The organism is Mesorhizobium sp. WSM4841 (assembly GCF_055811515.1).
Genome location: NZ_JBVVQC010000011.1, coordinates 162,591 through 179,660, shown reverse-complemented (window position 1 = coordinate 179,660; position 17,070 = coordinate 162,591). Strand labels below are relative to the sequence as shown.

The following is a 17,070-nucleotide window of genomic DNA, read 5'->3' as shown; positions in this document are numbered from 1 at the left end:
CAAACTGATGCTTCGCCTCGGTCTCAACCCTTACGGACTGACCTACCATCTCGGCTTGCAGGGGCGCGGCACGCCGCGGCACAATCCGGATGGGGCGGGGCTGGAAGGCTTCATAGCGCTTGCGCAGGAACTCGGCGCACGCACGCTCGAGATCTACGAACCATGGCTGACCGACTTGCCGGACGCCGAGGTCGTCGAGCTGCGCAGGCGTCTGGCCGCGCTCGACCTCGTGCCGGTGGTCAGTGGCGGACTTCTCGTGGCAGGTCCGCTGGACAACGCGTTTCGGGCTGCGCGCCTGCTCGAGGCGACAACGATCCGTATCGCACTGACCCCCGTCCTGTGCGGGGACCGCAACGTCTGGGGTGGGAAATGGAACGAGTTCAACGCGACGATCCGCGCTGCCCTGACGGAATGGGGGCCGCGTGCGGCGGCTGAGGGCCGGGTGCTCGGCATCGAGAACCATCAGGACTTCGGCAGCGACGAACTGGTCGCGTTCTGCGAACTCGGCGGGCCCGGTGTCGGCATCACCTATGATACAGGCAACACGTTTCCCGTCGGCGAGGCACCGCTTGCCTTCACGCGGCGGATCGCGCCCTATGTCCGCCATGTCCACCTCAAGGACTATCGCGTGCAGTTCACGGATGAGGGCTATCGTCTGGTCCGCTGCGCGATCGGCGACGGCGCCGTGCCTTTCGCCGAACTGGCAGCCATCCTCGGCGAGCACCACGACACGCTGACGGCCGTACTCGAGCCGGGCGCGCTGGAGGCACGCCACGTTCGCTGTCTCACCGACGATTGGTGGAATGGATATGCGCCGAAGACCGCGCGCGAGTTCGCGGCCTGCCTGAGTGCTGCGCGCGTAAACCGCCTTGCGGACGACGCCGACTACCGGACGCCATGGGAACGCGACGATGACGGCGCGCTCGTTTCGTATGAACTAGACATGATCCGGCGCAGCGCCGCCAACATGAAGAAGTTCATTGCAAAGGAGAAATCAGCATGACTGCCCGAGAACTCAGCGGCCTGACTGCCTTCGTGACCGGCTCGGGACGCGGCCTCGGCCGCGTCATGGCCGACCGCCTGGCCGAACTTGGAGCAAACGTCGCGATCCATGATCTCGATTGGACTCGGCCATCACAGTATGGCGAATTCGCAGACCTCGGCGAATCCGCCAGAGGTTTGGAAAAACATGGGACACGGGTGACCGCGGTCACCGGTAACATAGGCGACAGGCAAGCCGTTGCCGAAATGAAGAGGAAGATCGAGGCGGAGCTCGGCGATGTGCATGTTCTGGTCAACTGCGCCGGCGGGGACATTGGCGCCAAAGGGGTTAAGCCCAGTCCCAACAACGCGCTCGACATCGACTATGAAGACATCAAGGTGCTGACCGACAACAATCTCATCGGCACGATGCTGGTCTGCCAGGCGTTCATTCCGCCTATGGTCAAGCGCGGCTCAGGCTCGGTAATCAACATTGCCTCGGCGGCAGCGCATATCGGATGCTCGCCGGAGGTGGTCTACTCCACGCTCAAGGCGGCCGTTGTCCATTATACGCGTTGCCTCGCCAAGGAACTGATCGACGATGGCGTGCGCATCAATGCGGTGAGCCCCGGCGCCACCAAGACGGCACGGTTCCAAGCGAGCCGCGTCGTCGATCCGGAGCGCATGGATTCGAGCAAGAAATCGCTGAACCGCTATGCCGAGCCTGAAGAGATCGCCGAAGCGGTGGCCTTCCTCGCCGGTCCGCGCGCGCGCTTCATCAACGGGCAGGTCATTCGCGTCGATGGCGGTTTCACCATCTTCCCAGGTTGAATCGCGACCGTTCACACCGCGAACTGTCCGGCTGAGCGCACCCCAATGAGCAGGGCCACGACGGCCATTGCCGACCTTACTTCGTTGATGGGTTGCGACGTGCTCGCAGAGCGCAGGAATCGACGGTGAAGTTCGGCAACACGACAATTCTCTTGGCGACACGCTGACGTTACAGCCCGCTTGTATGCACCCACGCAATGGCTCAGATTTGTCTCGGTTCGGTCTACTCTGCGCCCTGAGAAGGCGAAGATTTCCGGATCGAGGCGCTGGGCCACCGCGCGCGTGACAGAACGAACCGCTCCTGTCGACACGTTCAGAGGCGCTACATTAAAGATTGAGGGGACAGATGAGGCAAGAGAACGACGTTGAGAAGTCGGTGCGCACCCTGCGTGCCCGAGCACCTGACGACGCGGCTGAATTGCTTGCCCGAGAGTCTCCCGAGTTCATCCGAGACGTATTAAAGTTGTTGCCGGATAGGCACGCCCGAAAGGTGGCGGAGCATTTGCCTCCGGATATGAGGCCTATCGAGCCTCATAGCGACAGCAAGGATATCGCTGTCCCCGGATCCGTCGTCGAGCTGATGGACCCGATCCCCGCCAGCGTTCCTGTCGGAACGACGGTAGCCGCTGCGGTGGAGGCCGTCAGACGCGCCCAGGTACCGACCGAGTTGACTTACCTCTACATCACGGACGCGGCCGACAAACTCGTTGGCCTGGTGGTTCTGCGCGATCTGATGCTGAGCGAACCGGCCGCCACGGTGGATCAGATCATGCTGCCGGAACCGTTCGCCCTTCACGTCAATGTGTCTTTGGGCGAAGCCTGCAAGGCGGCGGTACGCCGCCACTACCCCGTCTATCCCGTGGTGGACGCGGAGAACCGGCTGCTCGGGCAGGTTCGCGGGTGGCGGCTGTTCGAACAGCAAATCATCGAGATTTCTGCCCAGCCTGGCCAGATGGTGGGTGTCCAGAAGGAGGAGCGTTCTTTCACGCCGCTGGTTTCAGCCTTCTTGAAACGTCATCCCTGGCTGCAGCTCAACCTGCTGACGGCCTTCATAGCCGCCTTCGTGGTTGGCTCGTTCACAGGCACGATCGAGAAGATCGTCGCCTTGGCGGCGTTCCTCCCGGTGCTGGCCGGCCAGAGCGGAAACACCGGCTGCCAGGCGCTGGCCATGACGTTGCGTGGCCTCGCATTAGGGGATGTGGACAAACGACCGAAGCTGCACCTGGTGCTGAGGGAGGGAGCGCTCGGGATCGCCAACGGCTTGCTCGTCGGTCTGGTGGCGGCGGCGGCCATGTGGTTCTACGCTTCACGGCAGCCGGAGTCGGCATCCCAGGCGCCCATGCTGGCACTTGTGATCCTGCTCGCAATGTCCGGATCGTGCCTCATGTCCGGAATCTCCGGCGTGCTGATCCCGTTGGGCCTGCGGCGGGTCGGCGCCGATCCGGCCGTGGCTTCCGCGATCTTCCTTACGACGGTGACTGATATTGTAGGCATGGGCCTGATGCTGGGACTGGCCACCATGCTCGTGCTGTAGGCACGCTCGACGGACGTGATCGCGGACGAGGACGTTGTTGCCTATGAGCTGACCTCGTCGGCGTTCAACAAGATAACAAAGGCTAAGCCGCACATCGCGCAGGCCGTCCTGAGAAGCATCGCCCGCCAGCTCTCCGAGCGCTTGCGCAACGCGGCGGAAGACCTTCGGATGAGCTACATGTGTCCCTGATGCGTCGTGCGGCGACCAGATACGTGGAGAATCGCGCAAACAATATTGATCTTGTCGGCTGCGCAATCCACGGCTGATTATGATTTGGCTTAGTTGCCGTTTGTAGCGAATACTTGCTGGAAGCCCAGCAACGCTGAGAAGATGTTTGATTAACCAGCGTAGGCGAAATGCGAATGAACCCGATAGTTTGTTGCGCAGCTGCAACAGCTGCTGAAGACTCGGAGGTTTCCTGACAGTTCTGTCGCTTTTTTTCGTGCAGGCGTGCTAGATCCGCTGCACTAGTCGGGTTGGGGTGGGTTCTCGGCATGCATTCCTCGTTTTCAATGATCCTCGGCTTCGCCGCGGCGCTGCTTTGTACCGGCATATTGCCGGCCGGCGCACAAGGTCTCTATCCGGTCTATGACGATGCGTTTTCGGCCCGCATTGCCAATCCGACCGACAACGGAGCGCTAGCTCAATTCGTCACAGTTGCCATCAACGCAGGGCAGTACGATCAGGCGATCTCGTCGATCGAGCAGTATCTCATCAAATATCCTCGCGATGCGCGCGCCCGGCTCTCGGCCAGCCGGTTGTATTATCACGTCGGCTCCTATGAATTGGCCCGGCGGCAGGTGCAGTACGGCCTCGAGGTCGGGGATCTGTCCGCGGATGAGCAACAGGAAGCCGTTCGCCTGCTCGCCCGCATCGAGCGCGCGTTACTTGGCGTCACCTGGGAAATCGCTCTGACTGGCGGTATGTTCAGCGAATCCACCGATTTTGAACCGGGCGGGGCCGAAGACGACCGCACCTTGGTCTCGCCCTATGGGCGGGCGGACGGCTTTGTCCGATGGGATCTCGGCACGCCAAGTGCTGATGCACTTGTCCTCTCGGGCTCGCTGGCAGCGACAGAGCGCTTTTTCACCAAAGACCTGTCGGTTCCCGGTACCGAGGAGACGTTTATCCTCGGTAACACCGCCATTACCTTGGACAAGGGACTGCCCAACAGCGGGATCGATTCGCTACGGCTGCTACTTTCCGCGTTCGCCGTTACAGAGCGCTTCGACAGCGATATCAACGAGACCGGCGTCGGTCTAAATGGGCGCGTCCTCGTGCGCCCCACCGTCGAGACGACGCTTTTTGCAGGTGCCGGCTACATCGATCTAAGCGGCTCGAAAGGCATCTTCGCCGATAGCAGGATTTTCTATGAGGCAGGCGGCAGCTACCGCTTCCGCAATGGCCAGGCGCTCGGACTGCGCCTGGTCGGCTCGACTGACTTCGCCTCCGGAGCTGGCGAGATCGGCAGCAGCTACATGGGAGGGGTCCGCTACGGCGGCGTGGTAATGGAAGTCCCGGACCTTTTCGTATGGTCTCACCAGGTCGCCGTCTCGGCCGGCCACGGCGACACTCCCGACTTGTCCTTCGGCATCGGCACGAACATAGAGAGCGACTTCTGGCGCATTGCCTCGGAAAGCGATTTTCAGCTCACGGAGTCGCAGAAGGTCAGTGTCGACCTCGCCTATCGTGAAACCGACTTCGAGATCGCCAGCGGCGACCGAAATTCATTCGAATTGCTCGTGAGCTACACGTTGACGCTCAACTGAAAGAGGCCGCGATGAGGACCCTGTATCGTCAGATAGCCACTTGTATCGCCTGCCTTGCCTTTGCGGCACCATCTGTCGCTGAAACGGTCGGGTCCATGACGGCCTACCAGACCAACATCATCCGCAATGACGGCGAGGCGATGAACGTCGGCGCTGGCGTCGAACTCGGCGACCATCTGCGCAGCAATATCACCGGTCTCGGAATGCTCGTATTCCGGGACGAGTCGAGCGCCAAGATTGGTCCGAACACCAGCCTGACGATCGATGAATTCGTCTACAATCCGGGCTCCCGATCAGGAAAGATCGACATCAGGATGAACAGCGGCCTGGCCCGTTTCTACGGCGGTCAGGTTTCGAAGGGCGGCGACATGCAAGTTGCGACGCCACACATGGTGCTCGGAGCCAGAGGCGGCATCATTGAAGTGCTTGTGATAGCTGGTCAGACCGTCGGCATACTGCGCGCCGGCCGCATGACCTGCATGATGAATGGTCGCAAGCTCGTGATCACAAACCCGGGCCACGCCTGCACGTCGGACAATGACAAACTGCTGACCGGCTACGGCGGTATCGACGCCTTCCCGATATTGGACAGCATCGATCGGATAGCCGGCACCGGCCTGCCAGGCGAACCGGGTCCGGGGCTGAACGTAAGCGCGATTTGTGCGTCAGCACTCGGCAATTCGCTCAAAGCCTGCAAGTCCACCGACGGCGCATTGCCCGGCGTGGCCATGGAGTTCCCTGACAGCCCAACGCCCCCTGTAGGCAGCGGGGTGGATGATGAGGATGATGACTGCTTTCCCGACTGCCGGTAAGGCCGGCCGACCGGCATGAGCCCCTCGCTTGATTGGCGGCGGGCTGCCAGGCGGAAAATACCTGGTCTTGCGGTCGTACTCTTGCTGCTCGCTTGCCATTTTGCTTTCGATGGGCCGCTGTCGCGTCTGCGCGAGCGCACGTACGACCTCTACCAGTCCCTTGCCCCGCGCCAGGCGACTAGCAATCCGGTTGTAATTGTCTCGATAGACGACGCGAGCCTTAAGGCATATGGGCGATGGCCTTGGAATCGTGGCCTTTTGGCCGATCTGGTCGATGGTATCACCGAGTCTGGTGCCGCCGTGATCGGGCTTGCGCTGGTGCTGCCCGAGGCTGACACCTCTCCTGATGGCATCGCTGGAGACAAGCGCCTCGCCCGGGCACTGGCGAAACATCGAACCATGCTCGCCGTCAGCCTGGGCAATGAGGCAACGGTTTCAGAAGCAGAGCCCAAAGCCGGCTGGTCGATCGTAGGGCAAGTACCCGAGACGCTTCCTGGCTTCACCGGTCTGACGGGCTCGCTTGCGGATTTCTCGAGCGCCGCTGCAGGCCTTGGGGTAATTCGCACTTTGCCCGATCCCGACGGCGTATTGCGCCATGTGCCGCTGCTCTGGCTTCGAAATACGGATCAAGGCGTGCAGCTTTGGCCTTCTTTCGCAGTGGAACTCCTACGCCTCTACGCCGGAGAGAACAGCTTCGTAGCCCGAATGAATGCCGCCGGGTTTGACGCACTCAGGATGTCCGGCAGCATTGTGCCGCTCGAGCCGCAGGGTAGCATCCGCCTCTGGGAAACCGACACCAATACGCCGCGCATATCTGCCAGCAATGTCCTTTCGGGCCACGGCGATCCTCTGCTGCGGAATGCCATCGCGATTATTGACCTGTCGGCCGTGGGATTGACCCAGTATTTGCCCAGCCCGACGCGTCCGGCGCGACCAGGCGTCGACATCCACGCAGATGCAATCGGCCAGATGCTTGCCGGGCGCTATCTTGTAGAGCCTGTGCAAGCGCGAATGCTCGAGCGGCTCTGGTTTGTCCTCAGTGGCATCGTTTTCATCGGGCTTTCTGGAGTGCTCGCCGAGCGGGTCGTGCTTGGCGCATTCGCTCTGGCGCTCCTGGCAGCCACGCCCTTCGTGTTTGGCGCTCTCGAATACAGCCTGCAGGGTGTGCTCTACGATCCACTGCAGCCGGCGCTTGCGACGATCCTCGTAGCTGGCTTCGAAGGCTATGCCCTCTACAGGCGCAGCGAGCAGCGCCGGTCCACCCTGGCCCGGCAGTTTTCGCAATTTCTGTCGCCCTCCGTGGTGCAGCGCCTCGCAAATTCGGATACCGAAGCGATCCTGTCCGGAGAGAAGCGCGAGATCACAATCCTGCTGAGTGATATACGCGGCTTCACGACGATGAGCGAACAACTCGATGCCCAAGAAATCGGAAAGGTGGTCAACCACTTCCTCGGCCTTGCGACCGATGAGATACTCAAGCGCGATGGGACTATCGATAAGTTCATGGGCGATGCCGTGCTAGCTTTCTGGAACGCGCCGCTTGATCAGCCAGATCATCGCGAGCGCGCGCTCGAAGCGGGGCTCGCCCTGATCGAACGGGTGAAGCGCGAAAACGCCGCGTTCACCGCGCGCAGGCACCCCCCTATCGAAATCGGCGTCGCCATCGAGACTGGCATCTGCTCCGTAGGGAATTTCGGCTCCGAACGGCGCTTCGATTACACCGCGATCGGCTCGCCGGTGAACCGCGCGGCACGGCTCGAGTCAACGACCAAAAAGCTGAGCATCCCCCTGGTGCTTGGTCCCGGATTTGCCCAAGGAGCATCGATGCCGGTTGTCCAGGCGGGCGCCTTTGAACTCCAAGGCTTCAAGGGCGAGGTGCCGGTTTTCACCGTTCCGGAGATACACCCCTCGTCGCAATCTGGCGAGGTCGTGTGATGCTTGGCACCGGTTCAGCTCGCTAACCCATTGGCAGCCGGCGAGCGAAAGCCAAGGGCGGCGGAAATACGATGGGCTGTCTGGGCTACCTGCCGCCCAGTTCGCTTTTGCTGGTCGGTTTATGCCGATAAGCGGAGGCCCATGACTTCAGCACCAATCTGGACTCCTCGGGCGTCACCACGGGCGAAACCCTAACCGATGACAGCGCTGGCCGCGACGCAGAACCCGGATGCTGGTATGGGTATCGCTAGTTCGGGATGCTACTCCAATCCCGATCTCGATGCGAACTGGCTGTGGCTAAGCTGACGCTGGACGATGGCAAGCGCGAAAAGATGCTCTCGGAACTTAGCGAGATCGTCTTCAACGACGTCGCCCTGATTCCGATGCGAGGTCCTCATCGTGGCTGCCTGCCTGAAAGGACCTTCCAGTTCACGACGCGGGCCGACCAGTATACGCTAGCCATGAATGCCAAAACTGTCTGAGGAGGTGTAGAGTTGACGAACATCACCAGGGGGTCCGTTGCGGATCGCGGTCGCGTTACATACGATCTTGGCGCGACCGCCATCTTTGCTTCCAAATCAGACCCACGCTTCCATTATTGTCTGTATGTACCGCCCGCGGTTAGGGAAGGCGCCCAAGTCGACCTGCTGGTGGCCGTCCACGGCACTGGCCGCACCTCGTTCCTGGGTTTCCGCGACGCGTTCGCCGAGTTCGGACGCTGGAACGACTGCGCCATCTTGTGCCCGGTGTTTCCAATGGGCGTTCTCGGCGACGACGCCCGCAGCGGATACAAATACATGATCGAGGGCGACATCCGCTACGATCAGGTGCTGCTCGCCATAATAGAGGAAGTCGTGGCGAAATACCGTCAGGACTGGACCCGCTTCGCCATGTTCGGATTTTCCGGCGGCGGGCAATTCACCCACCGCTTCGCCATCCTCCATCCCGATAGGCTATGGGCGGCGTCGATCGGCGCGCCGGGCTCTGTGACCTTGCTCGATCCCGCGCGGGATTGGTGGGTGGGCATTCGCGACCTGCCGGAGAAGTTCGGCATCACCTTCGATGCCCCAGCGCTGGCAAAAGTGCCGGTCCAGATGATCGTTGGCGATGCCGACCTGGAGACCTGGGAAATCACGCATGTCCAGGGCAGCACCCATTGGATGCCGGGCGCCAACGATGCCGGACGGACGCGGCCGGAACGCCTCGGGACGTTGTGTCGATCTTTCGAGGAAGCGGGTGTGCGGGTGCGCTTTGATTTGCTGCCCGGGGTAGCCCACGAACGGGACGCGGTTCTCGATCCGGTCAAGGATTTCCTGGCCCAGGCGCTCAAGGAACGACGGAACGCATCAGGATGAATGCAATGGCCAGGCCCTGCACGATAAGCTTGTGCAAAGACAGGCTGCTGTGGGGCGCGGACCTCAATCGTATTTGGCCACAAAGCGTCCGACGGCGGCGAGGCAGTCGTCCTTCTCCTCGACATGCGGCATGTGGCTGGAATTCGGGAAGACCATGCCTTCGACGTCGGGAATATGATCGAGAAAGGGCTGGACGCAGGCCTCGGTCGCTTCGTCGTAAAATCCGCGGAACGCCAGGGTTGGCGCCTCGATCAGATGCAGGCGCTCGACGATGGTCCAGTTCCGCATGGTGCCGATCACGTGGAATTCATTGGGTCCGTTCATGGTATGATAAACCGTCGGATCCTCCTCGATTGCCGCGAATGTCCGGGCTACTTCCGGCGGCGTCGGAAGGACACGGCAGACGTGGCGGTCATAGAAGGCCTTGGTTGCCGCAACATAGTCCGGGTGACCGGTGGTTCCGGCTGCCTCGTGCCGGTCAAGCGCACTTTGCACATCGGCCGGCAGCCCGGCGCGCAATTGCAGCGCGCCTTCCACCCATAGCGCCATTGAGGCCAGCGAATTGGCCAGGATCAATGCCTTGAGCCCGGCGGGGCGTCGCACGGCATGTTCGGCCGAGAGTATGCCGCCCCAGGATTGGCCGAGCAGGGCGTAACGGTCGGCTACGCCAATGTGAGTGAGCAGCGCATCGAGTTCGCCCAGGAAGAAATCGACGGTCCAGAAGTCGCCGCCCTTGTCGGGGAGATGGGTCGATTTGCCGTTGCCGATCTGATCGTAGTGGATGACGGCCCGCCCGGTATCGGCCAACTCCTTGAATGAATCGACATAGTCATGGGTGCAACCCGGCCCGCCGTGAGCGACGACCAAAGGCAGCTTGCCCGAGTTGAGATCTCCGATTACGCGATACCAGGTGCGGTAATCCCGGTAGTCGCTAAATCCTTCGGTGGTCGCATGTGCCGTCACAGTTCCAAGCTCTGCGTCATGGCGCGGCAGGAACCAAAGTGACGGACCCTCCCAAGCCTTGTTTGCGGCCGAACGGTACTAAGCGGCCCGGCGCATTTACAGCTAGCACTATTTATAGGTTTGCCCTGTCAGGGGGCGGTGGCCGTCAGGTGGAGAGCCTCAATGCTCCGGCTCGAAACGGTCGCCTGGTTGCTTGCCATCATCCAGGCGGCGGACAAGGCGCGGGGTTCTCGTTCGGCGGACAAGTGGTTGCATGTGGCGCTTCAACGCCACCCGATAGCCGCTAGCTCCCATCCGCTTAAGCGGGCGCGGCTGTGCCGAGAGCTGCGGCCAGGACATCAGCAAGGCCATGGCCGGCGCTGCCGTCCTCGTCAAGGCGCGGATTGTAGATGGTGACCTCGAGTCCGACCGCCTTTCCGCTCGCCAGGATGATCCGGAGCGCCGCCGACAGTTCGTCCCACGACAGCCCGCCCGGTACGCGGAAATCGACCGCCGGCATGATCGCATCGTCGAGACAATCGGCGTCGAGATGGATGAAAAAGCCGTCGAGTTCCGCCCGCGTCAGGTGGTCAACGGCCGCACGGGCGGCGGCTTTGACGCCCAGGCGGCGGACTGCGTGGAGATCGTAGGCCATGAGCTCCGCTGGCAAAGGCCGGCTGCCGAACTCGGCCTGGTCTTCGTGGTCGCGAAATGCGAAGGCGACAGCGTCCTCGGAGCGAACCAACGGGCGGCGGCCCTCCAGGTCGGTCAGCAGCGCCGGCCCGTAGCCGGTGACGAAGGCCAGGTCCATCGACGCGCCTTCGCTGTTGGGCTCGGCCTCGGGCTGGAAGAAGTCGGCGTGGCCGTCGATAAAGCACAGGCCGTAGCGACCGCGCCGGCGCAGCGCGAGCATCGGACCCAGCAAGATCGTACAGTCGCCGCCCAGCACCACCGGGAATTCGCCAGCGTCCAGCACCTCCTCCACGGCGTCGGCGAGCTTGGGCGACCACGCCGCGATCGCGTTGGCATTCAGCGTTAGGGTGGCAGGGTCGGGCTTCGGGTCTTTCGGCGGGACCGCCAGCCGCCCGGCATGGCGCGCATGGATGCGTTCGGCGAGGCCCAGTTCCAGCAGCCGACCAGGCAAGCGCTCCACGCCGTCGGTCGCCAGACCCAGTGCGGACGGCGCTTCAAGGATGGCATAGGGGCGGGTCGGCATCAGATGCTCCAGCTATCGCGAGTGAGAAGACCGGCGCAACGCCGGCGGCCTCCGCTACTGAGCGCTGCGGGGCTGCCGGTTTGATGGCCCTATAAGCGACGCTTTTGCAGCCAAAAAACTCACTTCGCAGCCGGCGTAACCCTCGGTACCTGGGCGAAACCGGGGAAATTTCAAGCCGCCGCCCAAATTCCCTGTTGAAGTCTAGATCGCAAGTTTTCTGACCGATGGGAGACGGTTGTTACGGCATTCAGTTGCGCGGCTGGATCAATGGATTGCCGTAGCTCAAAAACGATCCAAAACGGGCGCTCCTCTCAAAGGCCTTCGTCCCAATACGGCGTGCGCCCTATGCATCGCGCAAGGTGGTCGACGAAGGCACGGACCTTCATCGACATGAGCCTGTTGCTGGGATAGACGGCATAAATCGTGCTGGCTGGAGGCTCCCAGGCATCCAGCACGCGTCGCAGCGCGCCAGTACGCAGCGGCTCCGCCACCGCCCATGTGGGCAGTAGGGCGACGCCGATGCCGTCAAGCGCCGCAACGCGCAGCATCTCCGAATTATTGCTGCGAAAGTTGCCGCCCACGGCCACCTGCACCTCGCCAATTTTGCCGGCAAGGCGCCATTCATCGCCCCAAGGCAAAAGGCTGGTGCAGAGGCAGTTGTGCTTGGCAAGATCGCCCGGCTCGTGCGGCACTCCATGCTTGGTGAGATAGGCGGGCGCAGCACAGGCGACGAGCCGGGATGGCGCGAGCTTGCGCACGACAAGCGGCGAATCCTGGAGCACGCCGATACGGATCGCCAGATCGAGCCCCTCATCGACCAGGCTCACATGCGCCGGGCTCAAGGCAATGTCGACGGAAAGCTCCGGATAGCGCCTCAGGAACTCCGGGACGGCCGGCGCCACATGCATCCAGCCGAAGCTGTCGGGCGCCGATATGCGAAGCGTGCCGCGCGGTTCGCGCTGCAGCGCGCTCGCCTCTTGTTCCGCCGCTTCAGCTTCGGCGAGAATCCGGGCGCAGTGGCGGTAGTAGGCTGCGCCCGCTTCGGTCATCGACAGCCGACGCGTGGTGCGGTTGAGGAGGCGAATGCCCAGGCGCTGTTCGAGCCGCTGCACATGGGCGCTGACGGCGGATTTGGAGAGTCCGAGCCGATGAGCCGCAGCCGAGAAACTGCCGCTGTCCACGACGCGAGCGAACGCCGCGATGCCATCGAGCGGGTCCATCATCGGATTGTCCTGAAATCCAGACGGCATGTCCATAGAATTCCGGCTAATCGACGGACGAGAACGGCCTATCTCTTGGTGAGCGACCCGAACCACGAAGGAGATCGACGATGGATGCCAAAGCAACAGCAGCCGAAGCGTTCGTTCGCGAGCCGGCGGCCGGCTCGACGCTCAACGTTCTGGGCATCACCCATATCTACAAAGCCACCTGCGCCGAGACCGCCGGGTCCTTCTCGCTTTGGGAGTCCGTGGTTCCGCCGGGCGCGGGAGTACCACCGCACACCCATGCCCGTGAGGATGAAGCCTTCTATGTGCTGAGCGGCGAACTCGTCATCGAATTCGAGGGCGACTCCGCGCCCCATCGCGTTGTGCCCGGCGGCTTCTTCTTCGGCGCACGCGGCCGGCGCCATGCCATCCGCAATTTCGGCGACAAGCCGGCCCGCGTGCTCGTCCTTTGCGCGCCGAGTTGCGGCCTTGATCAGATGTTCGCGGAATTGGATGCCGCGACCGCTGCCGGCATACCGGAAATGGGAAAGCTCGTGGCCATCGCCGCCAAATACGGAGTCACCATCGAGCCGCCGGCTGATCCGCCGCGCTGAGATCAAACTGTCGTCTGTCAGGCTGGAAACAGAAATGCGGCGGCGGGCTCGAAAAAAATCTGCTGTCTGCTCGAGGCGCTACCTTCCTGTGCTTCTGCCATGTCGGATGTCGGCCTGACGTCGATCTCCTGGCCGGCGGCCGTGCGCGCGATGACGCGCCGCCGCTCGCCGAAGAAGGCGGTGTCGATGAACTCGACCGCAAGCCCGGCAGTGGCCGGGCCGGGTTTCAGCCGAAACGCTTCCGGCCGCACCATCAGCCGGGTCTTCTGGCCATGGCTGAAGTCCTGATCGATCCTGACGCCAGAGACGACCGAGCCATCGGCCAGGCGGATCGTGGCGGAGCCGTTGACGGTTTCAAGATGCTCTGCCGGCAGGAAATTGGAATTTCCGATGAAGCTGGCCACGAATTCGCTCGCAGGTCTCAGATAGAGGTCCTCACCGGTGCCGATCTGCTCGATGCGTCCGTCCCGAAACAGCGCGATGCGATCCGAAAGATGCAGCGCCTCGTCCTGATCGTGGGTGACGTACAGGATCGTTACGCCGGTTTCGCGGTGGATGCGCCGTATCTCGGCCTGGATCTCCTCGCGCAGCTTCTTGTCGAGCGCCGAAAGCGGCTCGTCCATCAGAAGGATCGGCGGATCGTAGGCGAGCGCCCGGGCAAGCGCCACGCGCTGCTGCTGTCCGCCGGATAGCGCGCCAGGATATCGGCCGCCGAAACTCTCGAGCCGCACCAGCGACAGCATCTCGTCGACTTTTCGGTTCACCTCGGCGTCCGGCCGACGGCGCACGCGCAACGGAAAGGCAACGTTCTCAGCGACGGTGAGATGCTGGAACAGCGTGTAGCGCTGAAACACCATGCCGATATTGCGCTTGTGCGACGGCACCGACAGCAGCGACCTGCCTTCGAGAAGAACGTTGCCGGATGTCGGTTGCTGAAAGCCGGCGATCGCGTAGAGCGTCGTCGATTTGCCAGAGCCGGAAGGGCCGAGGAAGGTCAGGAATTCGCCCTTGGGTATATCGATGGTGACATCGTGCACGGCGACGAATCCGCCGAACGCCTTGCGCAGGTCGCGAATGGAGAGGAACGGTTCGGTCATTTCAACAATTTCCGCCGAATGAGTGCGGTTACGATCATCAGGCTCAAGGTCAGAAGTACCAGGAGGCTGGAGGCGGCGGCGATGACCGGGCTCAGATCCTGGCGCAGGCTGCCCCAGATCTTGACCGGCAAGGTCTGCAAGGTGGGGCTGGCCATGAAAATCGCGACCACCACCTCGTCCCATGAGGCGAGAAAAGCGAAGATCGCCGCCGAGAAGATCCCGATTTTGATAGCCGGCAAGGTAACCCGGAGTTTTGCTTCGAATGGGCTTGCGCCGCAGACGATCGCCGCATCCTCGATGGATTTGTCAAAACCTTCGAGTGCCGTGGTGATGGGAATGATGGCGAAGGGGAGTGCCAGGACTGTGTGTGCGATGACAAAGCCTGCCGTGGTGCCGCCGAGCCCGATCCGCAGGAAGAATGCATAAATGGCGATGGCGAAGACGACGACCGGCAGCACCATTGGCGTCAGCAGCAGGCCGCGAAGCGTGTTGCGCCCGCGAAACTGTCCCCGGACCAGGGCGAAAGAAGCCAGGAGCCCGATGACGACGGCGAGAATCGCGGCCATGGTGGCAATGCGCGCGCTGGTCAGCGCCGCTTCGAGCCAGGCCGGATCGGCGAAGAGCCCCTCATACCATTTCAGCGTCCAGCCGGGCGGCGGAAAAGCCAGCCACCGCGACGATCCGAACGACAAAAGCACGATGAAGACCACCGGCAGCAGCAGAAACGCGGTAACCAGGCCGGTGAAACCCAGAAGTGCCGCGCGCAGCCAGCCCAGCCGGTCGTAGTCGAGCAGCATCTCACATGCCTCCTGTCATGCGCTTGGCGCCGACGAGGCGCAGTTGCAGCGCGTAGAGTGCCATGGTCACCAAAAGCAGGATGAAAGCCGCCGCGCTTCCGAGCCCCCAGTTGAGCAAGGACTGGATCATCTGGGCGATCATTGCGGCGAGCATCATGTTGGAGGTGCCGCCGAGCAGCGTCGGCGTCACGAAATAGCCGAGCGACATGACGAAAACCATCAGGCCGCCTGCAGCGATTCCGGGAAGCGACAATGGCAGCAGGATGCGGCGGAAGGCGTCGAAGGGGCTCGCACCGCACAGGGCGGCGGCGCGCAGCGTCATCGGATCGATGGCGCGCAGGGTTCCGACCAGTGGCAGTATCATGAAGGGCAGCATGATGTAGACCATGCCGATGGTGACGCCGGTCAGGTTGTTGATCAGCGGCAGCGGCTCGCTGATCAGGCCAATATCCATCAGCGTCCGGTTGATGACGCCGGTGCGTTGAAGCAGCACCATCCAGGCATAGGTGCGGGTGAGCAGATTGGTCCACATCGACAGGATGATGATGCCGAAGACGATCGAGCCGAGGGCAGGCGGCATGATCGCCAGCATCCAGGCGACCGGAAACGCCACGATCACGGTGACGGCGGTGACGACGGTGGCGACCAGAAAGGTGTTGAAGAAGACCCGCGCATAGGTGCCGTCGCCAAACAGGATGGCGTAGTTCTGCAGGCCCGGTACGGGTTCGGTCACGCTGCGCAACAGCAACGCGACGACCGGCACCACGAAGAACAGGGTGATGAGGGTCAGCGCCGGCAAGGCGCCGCCGACGCCATCTGGCCTTCGAAGGATTGGCTGTCGATGAAGCAAATTGCCCGACATGACGATGATCCCGGCAGCTCAGGCGGGACGCCTAGCGACGCCCCGCCGGTTCATGGGTGAGGTCGGCGGCTATTTGGCCTGCCAGGCGTACCAACGCTCCGCGATCGCGTCGCGGTTTTCAGCCCAGTAGTTCATGTCGAGGTTGATCTGCCCGTCGACATAGGCGTCCGGCAACGACTTGACGACATCGGCCGGCATTTCGGCCTTGGCTGCCGTGTTGATGGGTGCGTAGCCGCTTGCTTCAGCAAACATTGCCTGGCTTTTCGCGCTTGTCGCTGTGGCCAGGAATTTCATCGCGCTTGCCTTGTTTTTCGAACCCTTGGGGATGACGAGCACGTCGGCGGCAGTCATGTTCTGCTTCCAGGATGCGCCGACATCAGCGCCGTCCTGCTCGAGGGCGAAGACACGCCCGTTCCAGAGCTGCCCGAAGGCTGCTTCACCGGAGGCGATCAGCTGCTGCGACTGCGCGCCGCTGTCCCACCAGACGATTTCCGACTTGATCGCGTCGAGTTTCTTGAACGCCCGGTCGAGGTCGAGCGGATAGAGCTTGTCTGCAGGCACGCCGTCGGCCAACAGCGCAATCTCGATGACGCCCGGTGCCGACCATTTGTAAAACGTGCGTTTGCCGGGAAATTTCGTCAGGTCGAACATGTCGGCCCAGCCGGCTGGCTCGCCCGACACCGCCCCTTTGTTCCAGGCAAGAACGAAGGAGTAGTAGAAGCTGCCGACCGCATGCTCGGTGGTGAAGCGAGGATCGAGATCGGCTTTCGGCACAACGTTGAAATCGATCGGCTCCAGCAGGCCGTCCTTGGCCGCTTTGATGGCGAAATCCATTTCGACATCGACGACATCCCAGGCGACGCTGCCGCCTTCCACCATGGCCTTCAGCTTGCCGTAGTCGGTCGGGCCGTCCTGCAGGACCTTGATGCCGGAACTCGCTTCGAACGGAGCAGCCCAGGATTTGGTCTGCGCCTCCTGGGTGGTTCCGCCCCAACTGGTGAACACCATCTCATCGGCGTGCGCGGCAGTGGCTGCCAAGAGTCCGGCCAAAATGCTGGTCAAAATCAGTTTCATGTCATTCTCCTCTGTTGGTGCTTGGTTTCTTGTTTTTATGAAATTG

At 62.2% G+C, this 17,070-nt stretch carries 17 protein-coding genes; 10 read left to right on the top strand and 7 right to left on the bottom strand.

From position 1 onward, the window contains the following. Positions 1-7 precede the first annotated feature (7 nt). From AC0L14_RS16045 to AC0L14_RS16005, 9 genes are all read left to right on the top strand, one after another. Positions 8-1,003: a sugar phosphate isomerase/epimerase family protein gene (locus AC0L14_RS16045; protein WP_473527515.1), complete on the top strand. Its 996-nt coding sequence runs from the start codon at positions 8-10 to the stop codon at positions 1,001-1,003. After that, on the top strand, positions 1,000-1,812 hold the full coding sequence (locus AC0L14_RS16040; RefSeq protein ID WP_473486176.1) for an SDR family NAD(P)-dependent oxidoreductase: 813 nt from the start codon (positions 1,000-1,002) through the stop codon (positions 1,810-1,812). The genes AC0L14_RS16045 and AC0L14_RS16040 overlap by 4 nt, the downstream gene beginning before the upstream one ends. 346 nt (positions 1,813-2,158) lie before the next feature. Beyond that, positions 2,159-3,346 carry a magnesium transporter gene (locus AC0L14_RS16035; protein ID WP_473750087.1) on the top strand — a complete coding sequence of 396 codons (1,188 nt, stop codon included), beginning with the start codon at positions 2,159-2,161 and terminating at the stop codon, positions 3,344-3,346. Positions 3,347-3,361: 15 nt separating this feature from the next. Next, positions 3,362-3,535, top strand: coding sequence for a hypothetical protein (locus AC0L14_RS16030; protein ID WP_473486174.1), 174 nt, complete (start codon positions 3,362-3,364; stop codon positions 3,533-3,535). Positions 3,536-3,858: 323 nt separating this feature from the next. Further along, complete coding sequence (locus tag AC0L14_RS16025) at positions 3,859-5,115, top strand: tetratricopeptide repeat protein (protein WP_473486173.1); 1,257 nt, start codon at positions 3,859-3,861, stop codon at positions 5,113-5,115. A 95-nt stretch (positions 5,116-5,210) separates the two neighbouring features. Then, positions 5,211-5,927 carry a FecR domain-containing protein gene (locus tag AC0L14_RS16020; RefSeq protein WP_473486172.1) on the top strand — a complete coding sequence of 239 codons (717 nt, stop codon included), beginning with the start codon at positions 5,211-5,213 and terminating at the stop codon, positions 5,925-5,927. 15 nt (positions 5,928-5,942) lie between these two features. Next, entirely contained in the window at positions 5,943-7,862 is a 1,920-nt protein-coding gene (locus AC0L14_RS16015) for a CHASE2 domain-containing protein (RefSeq protein WP_473527512.1), read from the top strand. Between the two features lie 293 nt (positions 7,863-8,155). Next, positions 8,156-8,344: a hypothetical protein gene (locus AC0L14_RS16010; protein WP_473486170.1), complete on the top strand. Its 189-nt coding sequence runs from the start codon at positions 8,156-8,158 to the stop codon at positions 8,342-8,344. Positions 8,345-8,356: 12 nt separating this feature from the next. After that, a complete protein-coding gene (locus AC0L14_RS16005; protein ID WP_473750086.1) occupies positions 8,357-9,217 on the top strand; it encodes an alpha/beta hydrolase in 861 nt (286 codons plus the stop codon). Between the two features lie 63 nt (positions 9,218-9,280). On the opposite strand, the gene AC0L14_RS16000 is transcribed toward AC0L14_RS16005, so the two are convergent. From AC0L14_RS16000 to AC0L14_RS15990, 3 genes are all read right to left on the bottom strand, one after another. Next, positions 9,281-10,180 carry a proline iminopeptidase-family hydrolase gene (locus AC0L14_RS16000; RefSeq protein ID WP_473486168.1) on the bottom strand — a complete coding sequence of 300 codons (900 nt, stop codon included), beginning with the start codon at positions 10,178-10,180 and terminating at the stop codon, positions 9,281-9,283. A 298-nt stretch (positions 10,181-10,478) separates the two neighbouring features. Continuing rightward, positions 10,479-11,375, bottom strand: a complete 897-nt coding sequence (locus AC0L14_RS15995) for an arginase family protein (protein ID WP_473750085.1) — start codon at positions 11,373-11,375, stop codon at positions 10,479-10,481. Between the two features lie 311 nt (positions 11,376-11,686). Continuing rightward, positions 11,687-12,625 (bottom strand): LysR family transcriptional regulator, encoded by a 939-nt coding sequence (locus tag AC0L14_RS15990; RefSeq protein ID WP_473527510.1) that lies wholly within the window; start codon positions 12,623-12,625, stop codon positions 11,687-11,689. An 80-nt stretch (positions 12,626-12,705) separates the two neighbouring features. Between AC0L14_RS15990 and AC0L14_RS15985 the strand changes: the two genes are divergently transcribed. Further along, positions 12,706-13,194 carry a cupin domain-containing protein gene (locus AC0L14_RS15985; protein ID WP_473750084.1) on the top strand — a complete coding sequence of 163 codons (489 nt, stop codon included), beginning with the start codon at positions 12,706-12,708 and terminating at the stop codon, positions 13,192-13,194. 17 nt (positions 13,195-13,211) lie between these two features. On the opposite strand, the gene AC0L14_RS15980 is transcribed toward AC0L14_RS15985, so the two are convergent. From AC0L14_RS15980 to AC0L14_RS15965, 4 genes are all read right to left on the bottom strand, one after another. Continuing rightward, on the bottom strand, positions 13,212-14,291 hold the full coding sequence (locus AC0L14_RS15980) for an ABC transporter ATP-binding protein (protein ID WP_473750083.1): 1,080 nt from the start codon (positions 14,289-14,291) through the stop codon (positions 13,212-13,214). Further along, positions 14,288-15,088 carry an ABC transporter permease gene (locus AC0L14_RS15975; RefSeq protein ID WP_473750082.1) on the bottom strand — a complete coding sequence of 267 codons (801 nt, stop codon included), beginning with the start codon at positions 15,086-15,088 and terminating at the stop codon, positions 14,288-14,290. Before AC0L14_RS15975 ends, AC0L14_RS15980 begins: the two co-directional genes overlap by 4 nt. A gap of 1 nt (position 15,089) precedes the next feature. Next, positions 15,090-15,950 carry an ABC transporter permease gene (locus AC0L14_RS15970; RefSeq protein WP_473750081.1) on the bottom strand — a complete coding sequence of 287 codons (861 nt, stop codon included), beginning with the start codon at positions 15,948-15,950 and terminating at the stop codon, positions 15,090-15,092. Positions 15,951-16,019: 69 nt separating this feature from the next. Then, positions 16,020-17,024, bottom strand: coding sequence for an ABC transporter substrate-binding protein (locus AC0L14_RS15965; RefSeq protein ID WP_473750080.1), 1,005 nt, complete (start codon positions 17,022-17,024; stop codon positions 16,020-16,022). Between the last annotated feature and the right edge of the window lie 46 nt (positions 17,025-17,070).

Excerpts from the sequence above, each read along its gene's own strand:
- AC0L14_RS16045 (WP_473527515.1), top strand. The coding sequence starts at position 8 with ATGCTTCGCCTCGGTCTCAACCCTTACGGACTGACCTACCATCTCGGC.
- AC0L14_RS16040 (WP_473486176.1), top strand. The coding sequence starts at position 1,000 with ATGACTGCCCGAGAACTCAGCGGCCTGACTGCCTTCGTGACCGGCTCG.
- AC0L14_RS16035 (WP_473750087.1), top strand. The coding sequence starts at position 2,159 with ATGAGGCAAGAGAACGACGTTGAGAAGTCGGTGCGCACCCTGCGTGCC.
- AC0L14_RS16025 (WP_473486173.1), top strand. The coding sequence starts at position 3,859 with ATGATCCTCGGCTTCGCCGCGGCGCTGCTTTGTACCGGCATATTGCCG.
- AC0L14_RS16020 (WP_473486172.1), top strand. The coding sequence starts at position 5,211 with ATGACGGCCTACCAGACCAACATCATCCGCAATGACGGCGAGGCGATG.
- AC0L14_RS16015 (WP_473527512.1), top strand. The coding sequence starts at position 5,943 with ATGAGCCCCTCGCTTGATTGGCGGCGGGCTGCCAGGCGGAAAATACCT.
- AC0L14_RS15995 (WP_473750085.1), bottom strand. The coding sequence starts at position 11,375 with ATGCCGACCCGCCCCTATGCCATCCTTGAAGCGCCGTCCGCACTGGGT.
- AC0L14_RS15990 (WP_473527510.1), bottom strand. The coding sequence starts at position 12,625 with ATGCCGTCTGGATTTCAGGACAATCCGATGATGGACCCGCTCGATGGC.
- AC0L14_RS15985 (WP_473750084.1), top strand. The coding sequence starts at position 12,706 with ATGGATGCCAAAGCAACAGCAGCCGAAGCGTTCGTTCGCGAGCCGGCG.
- AC0L14_RS15980 (WP_473750083.1), bottom strand. The coding sequence starts at position 14,291 with ATGACCGAACCGTTCCTCTCCATTCGCGACCTGCGCAAGGCGTTCGGC.
- AC0L14_RS15975 (WP_473750082.1), bottom strand. The coding sequence starts at position 15,088 with ATGCTGCTCGACTACGACCGGCTGGGCTGGCTGCGCGCGGCACTTCTG.
- AC0L14_RS15970 (WP_473750081.1), bottom strand. The coding sequence starts at position 15,950 with ATGTCGGGCAATTTGCTTCATCGACAGCCAATCCTTCGAAGGCCAGAT.
- AC0L14_RS15965 (WP_473750080.1), bottom strand. The coding sequence starts at position 17,024 with ATGAAACTGATTTTGACCAGCATTTTGGCCGGACTCTTGGCAGCCACT.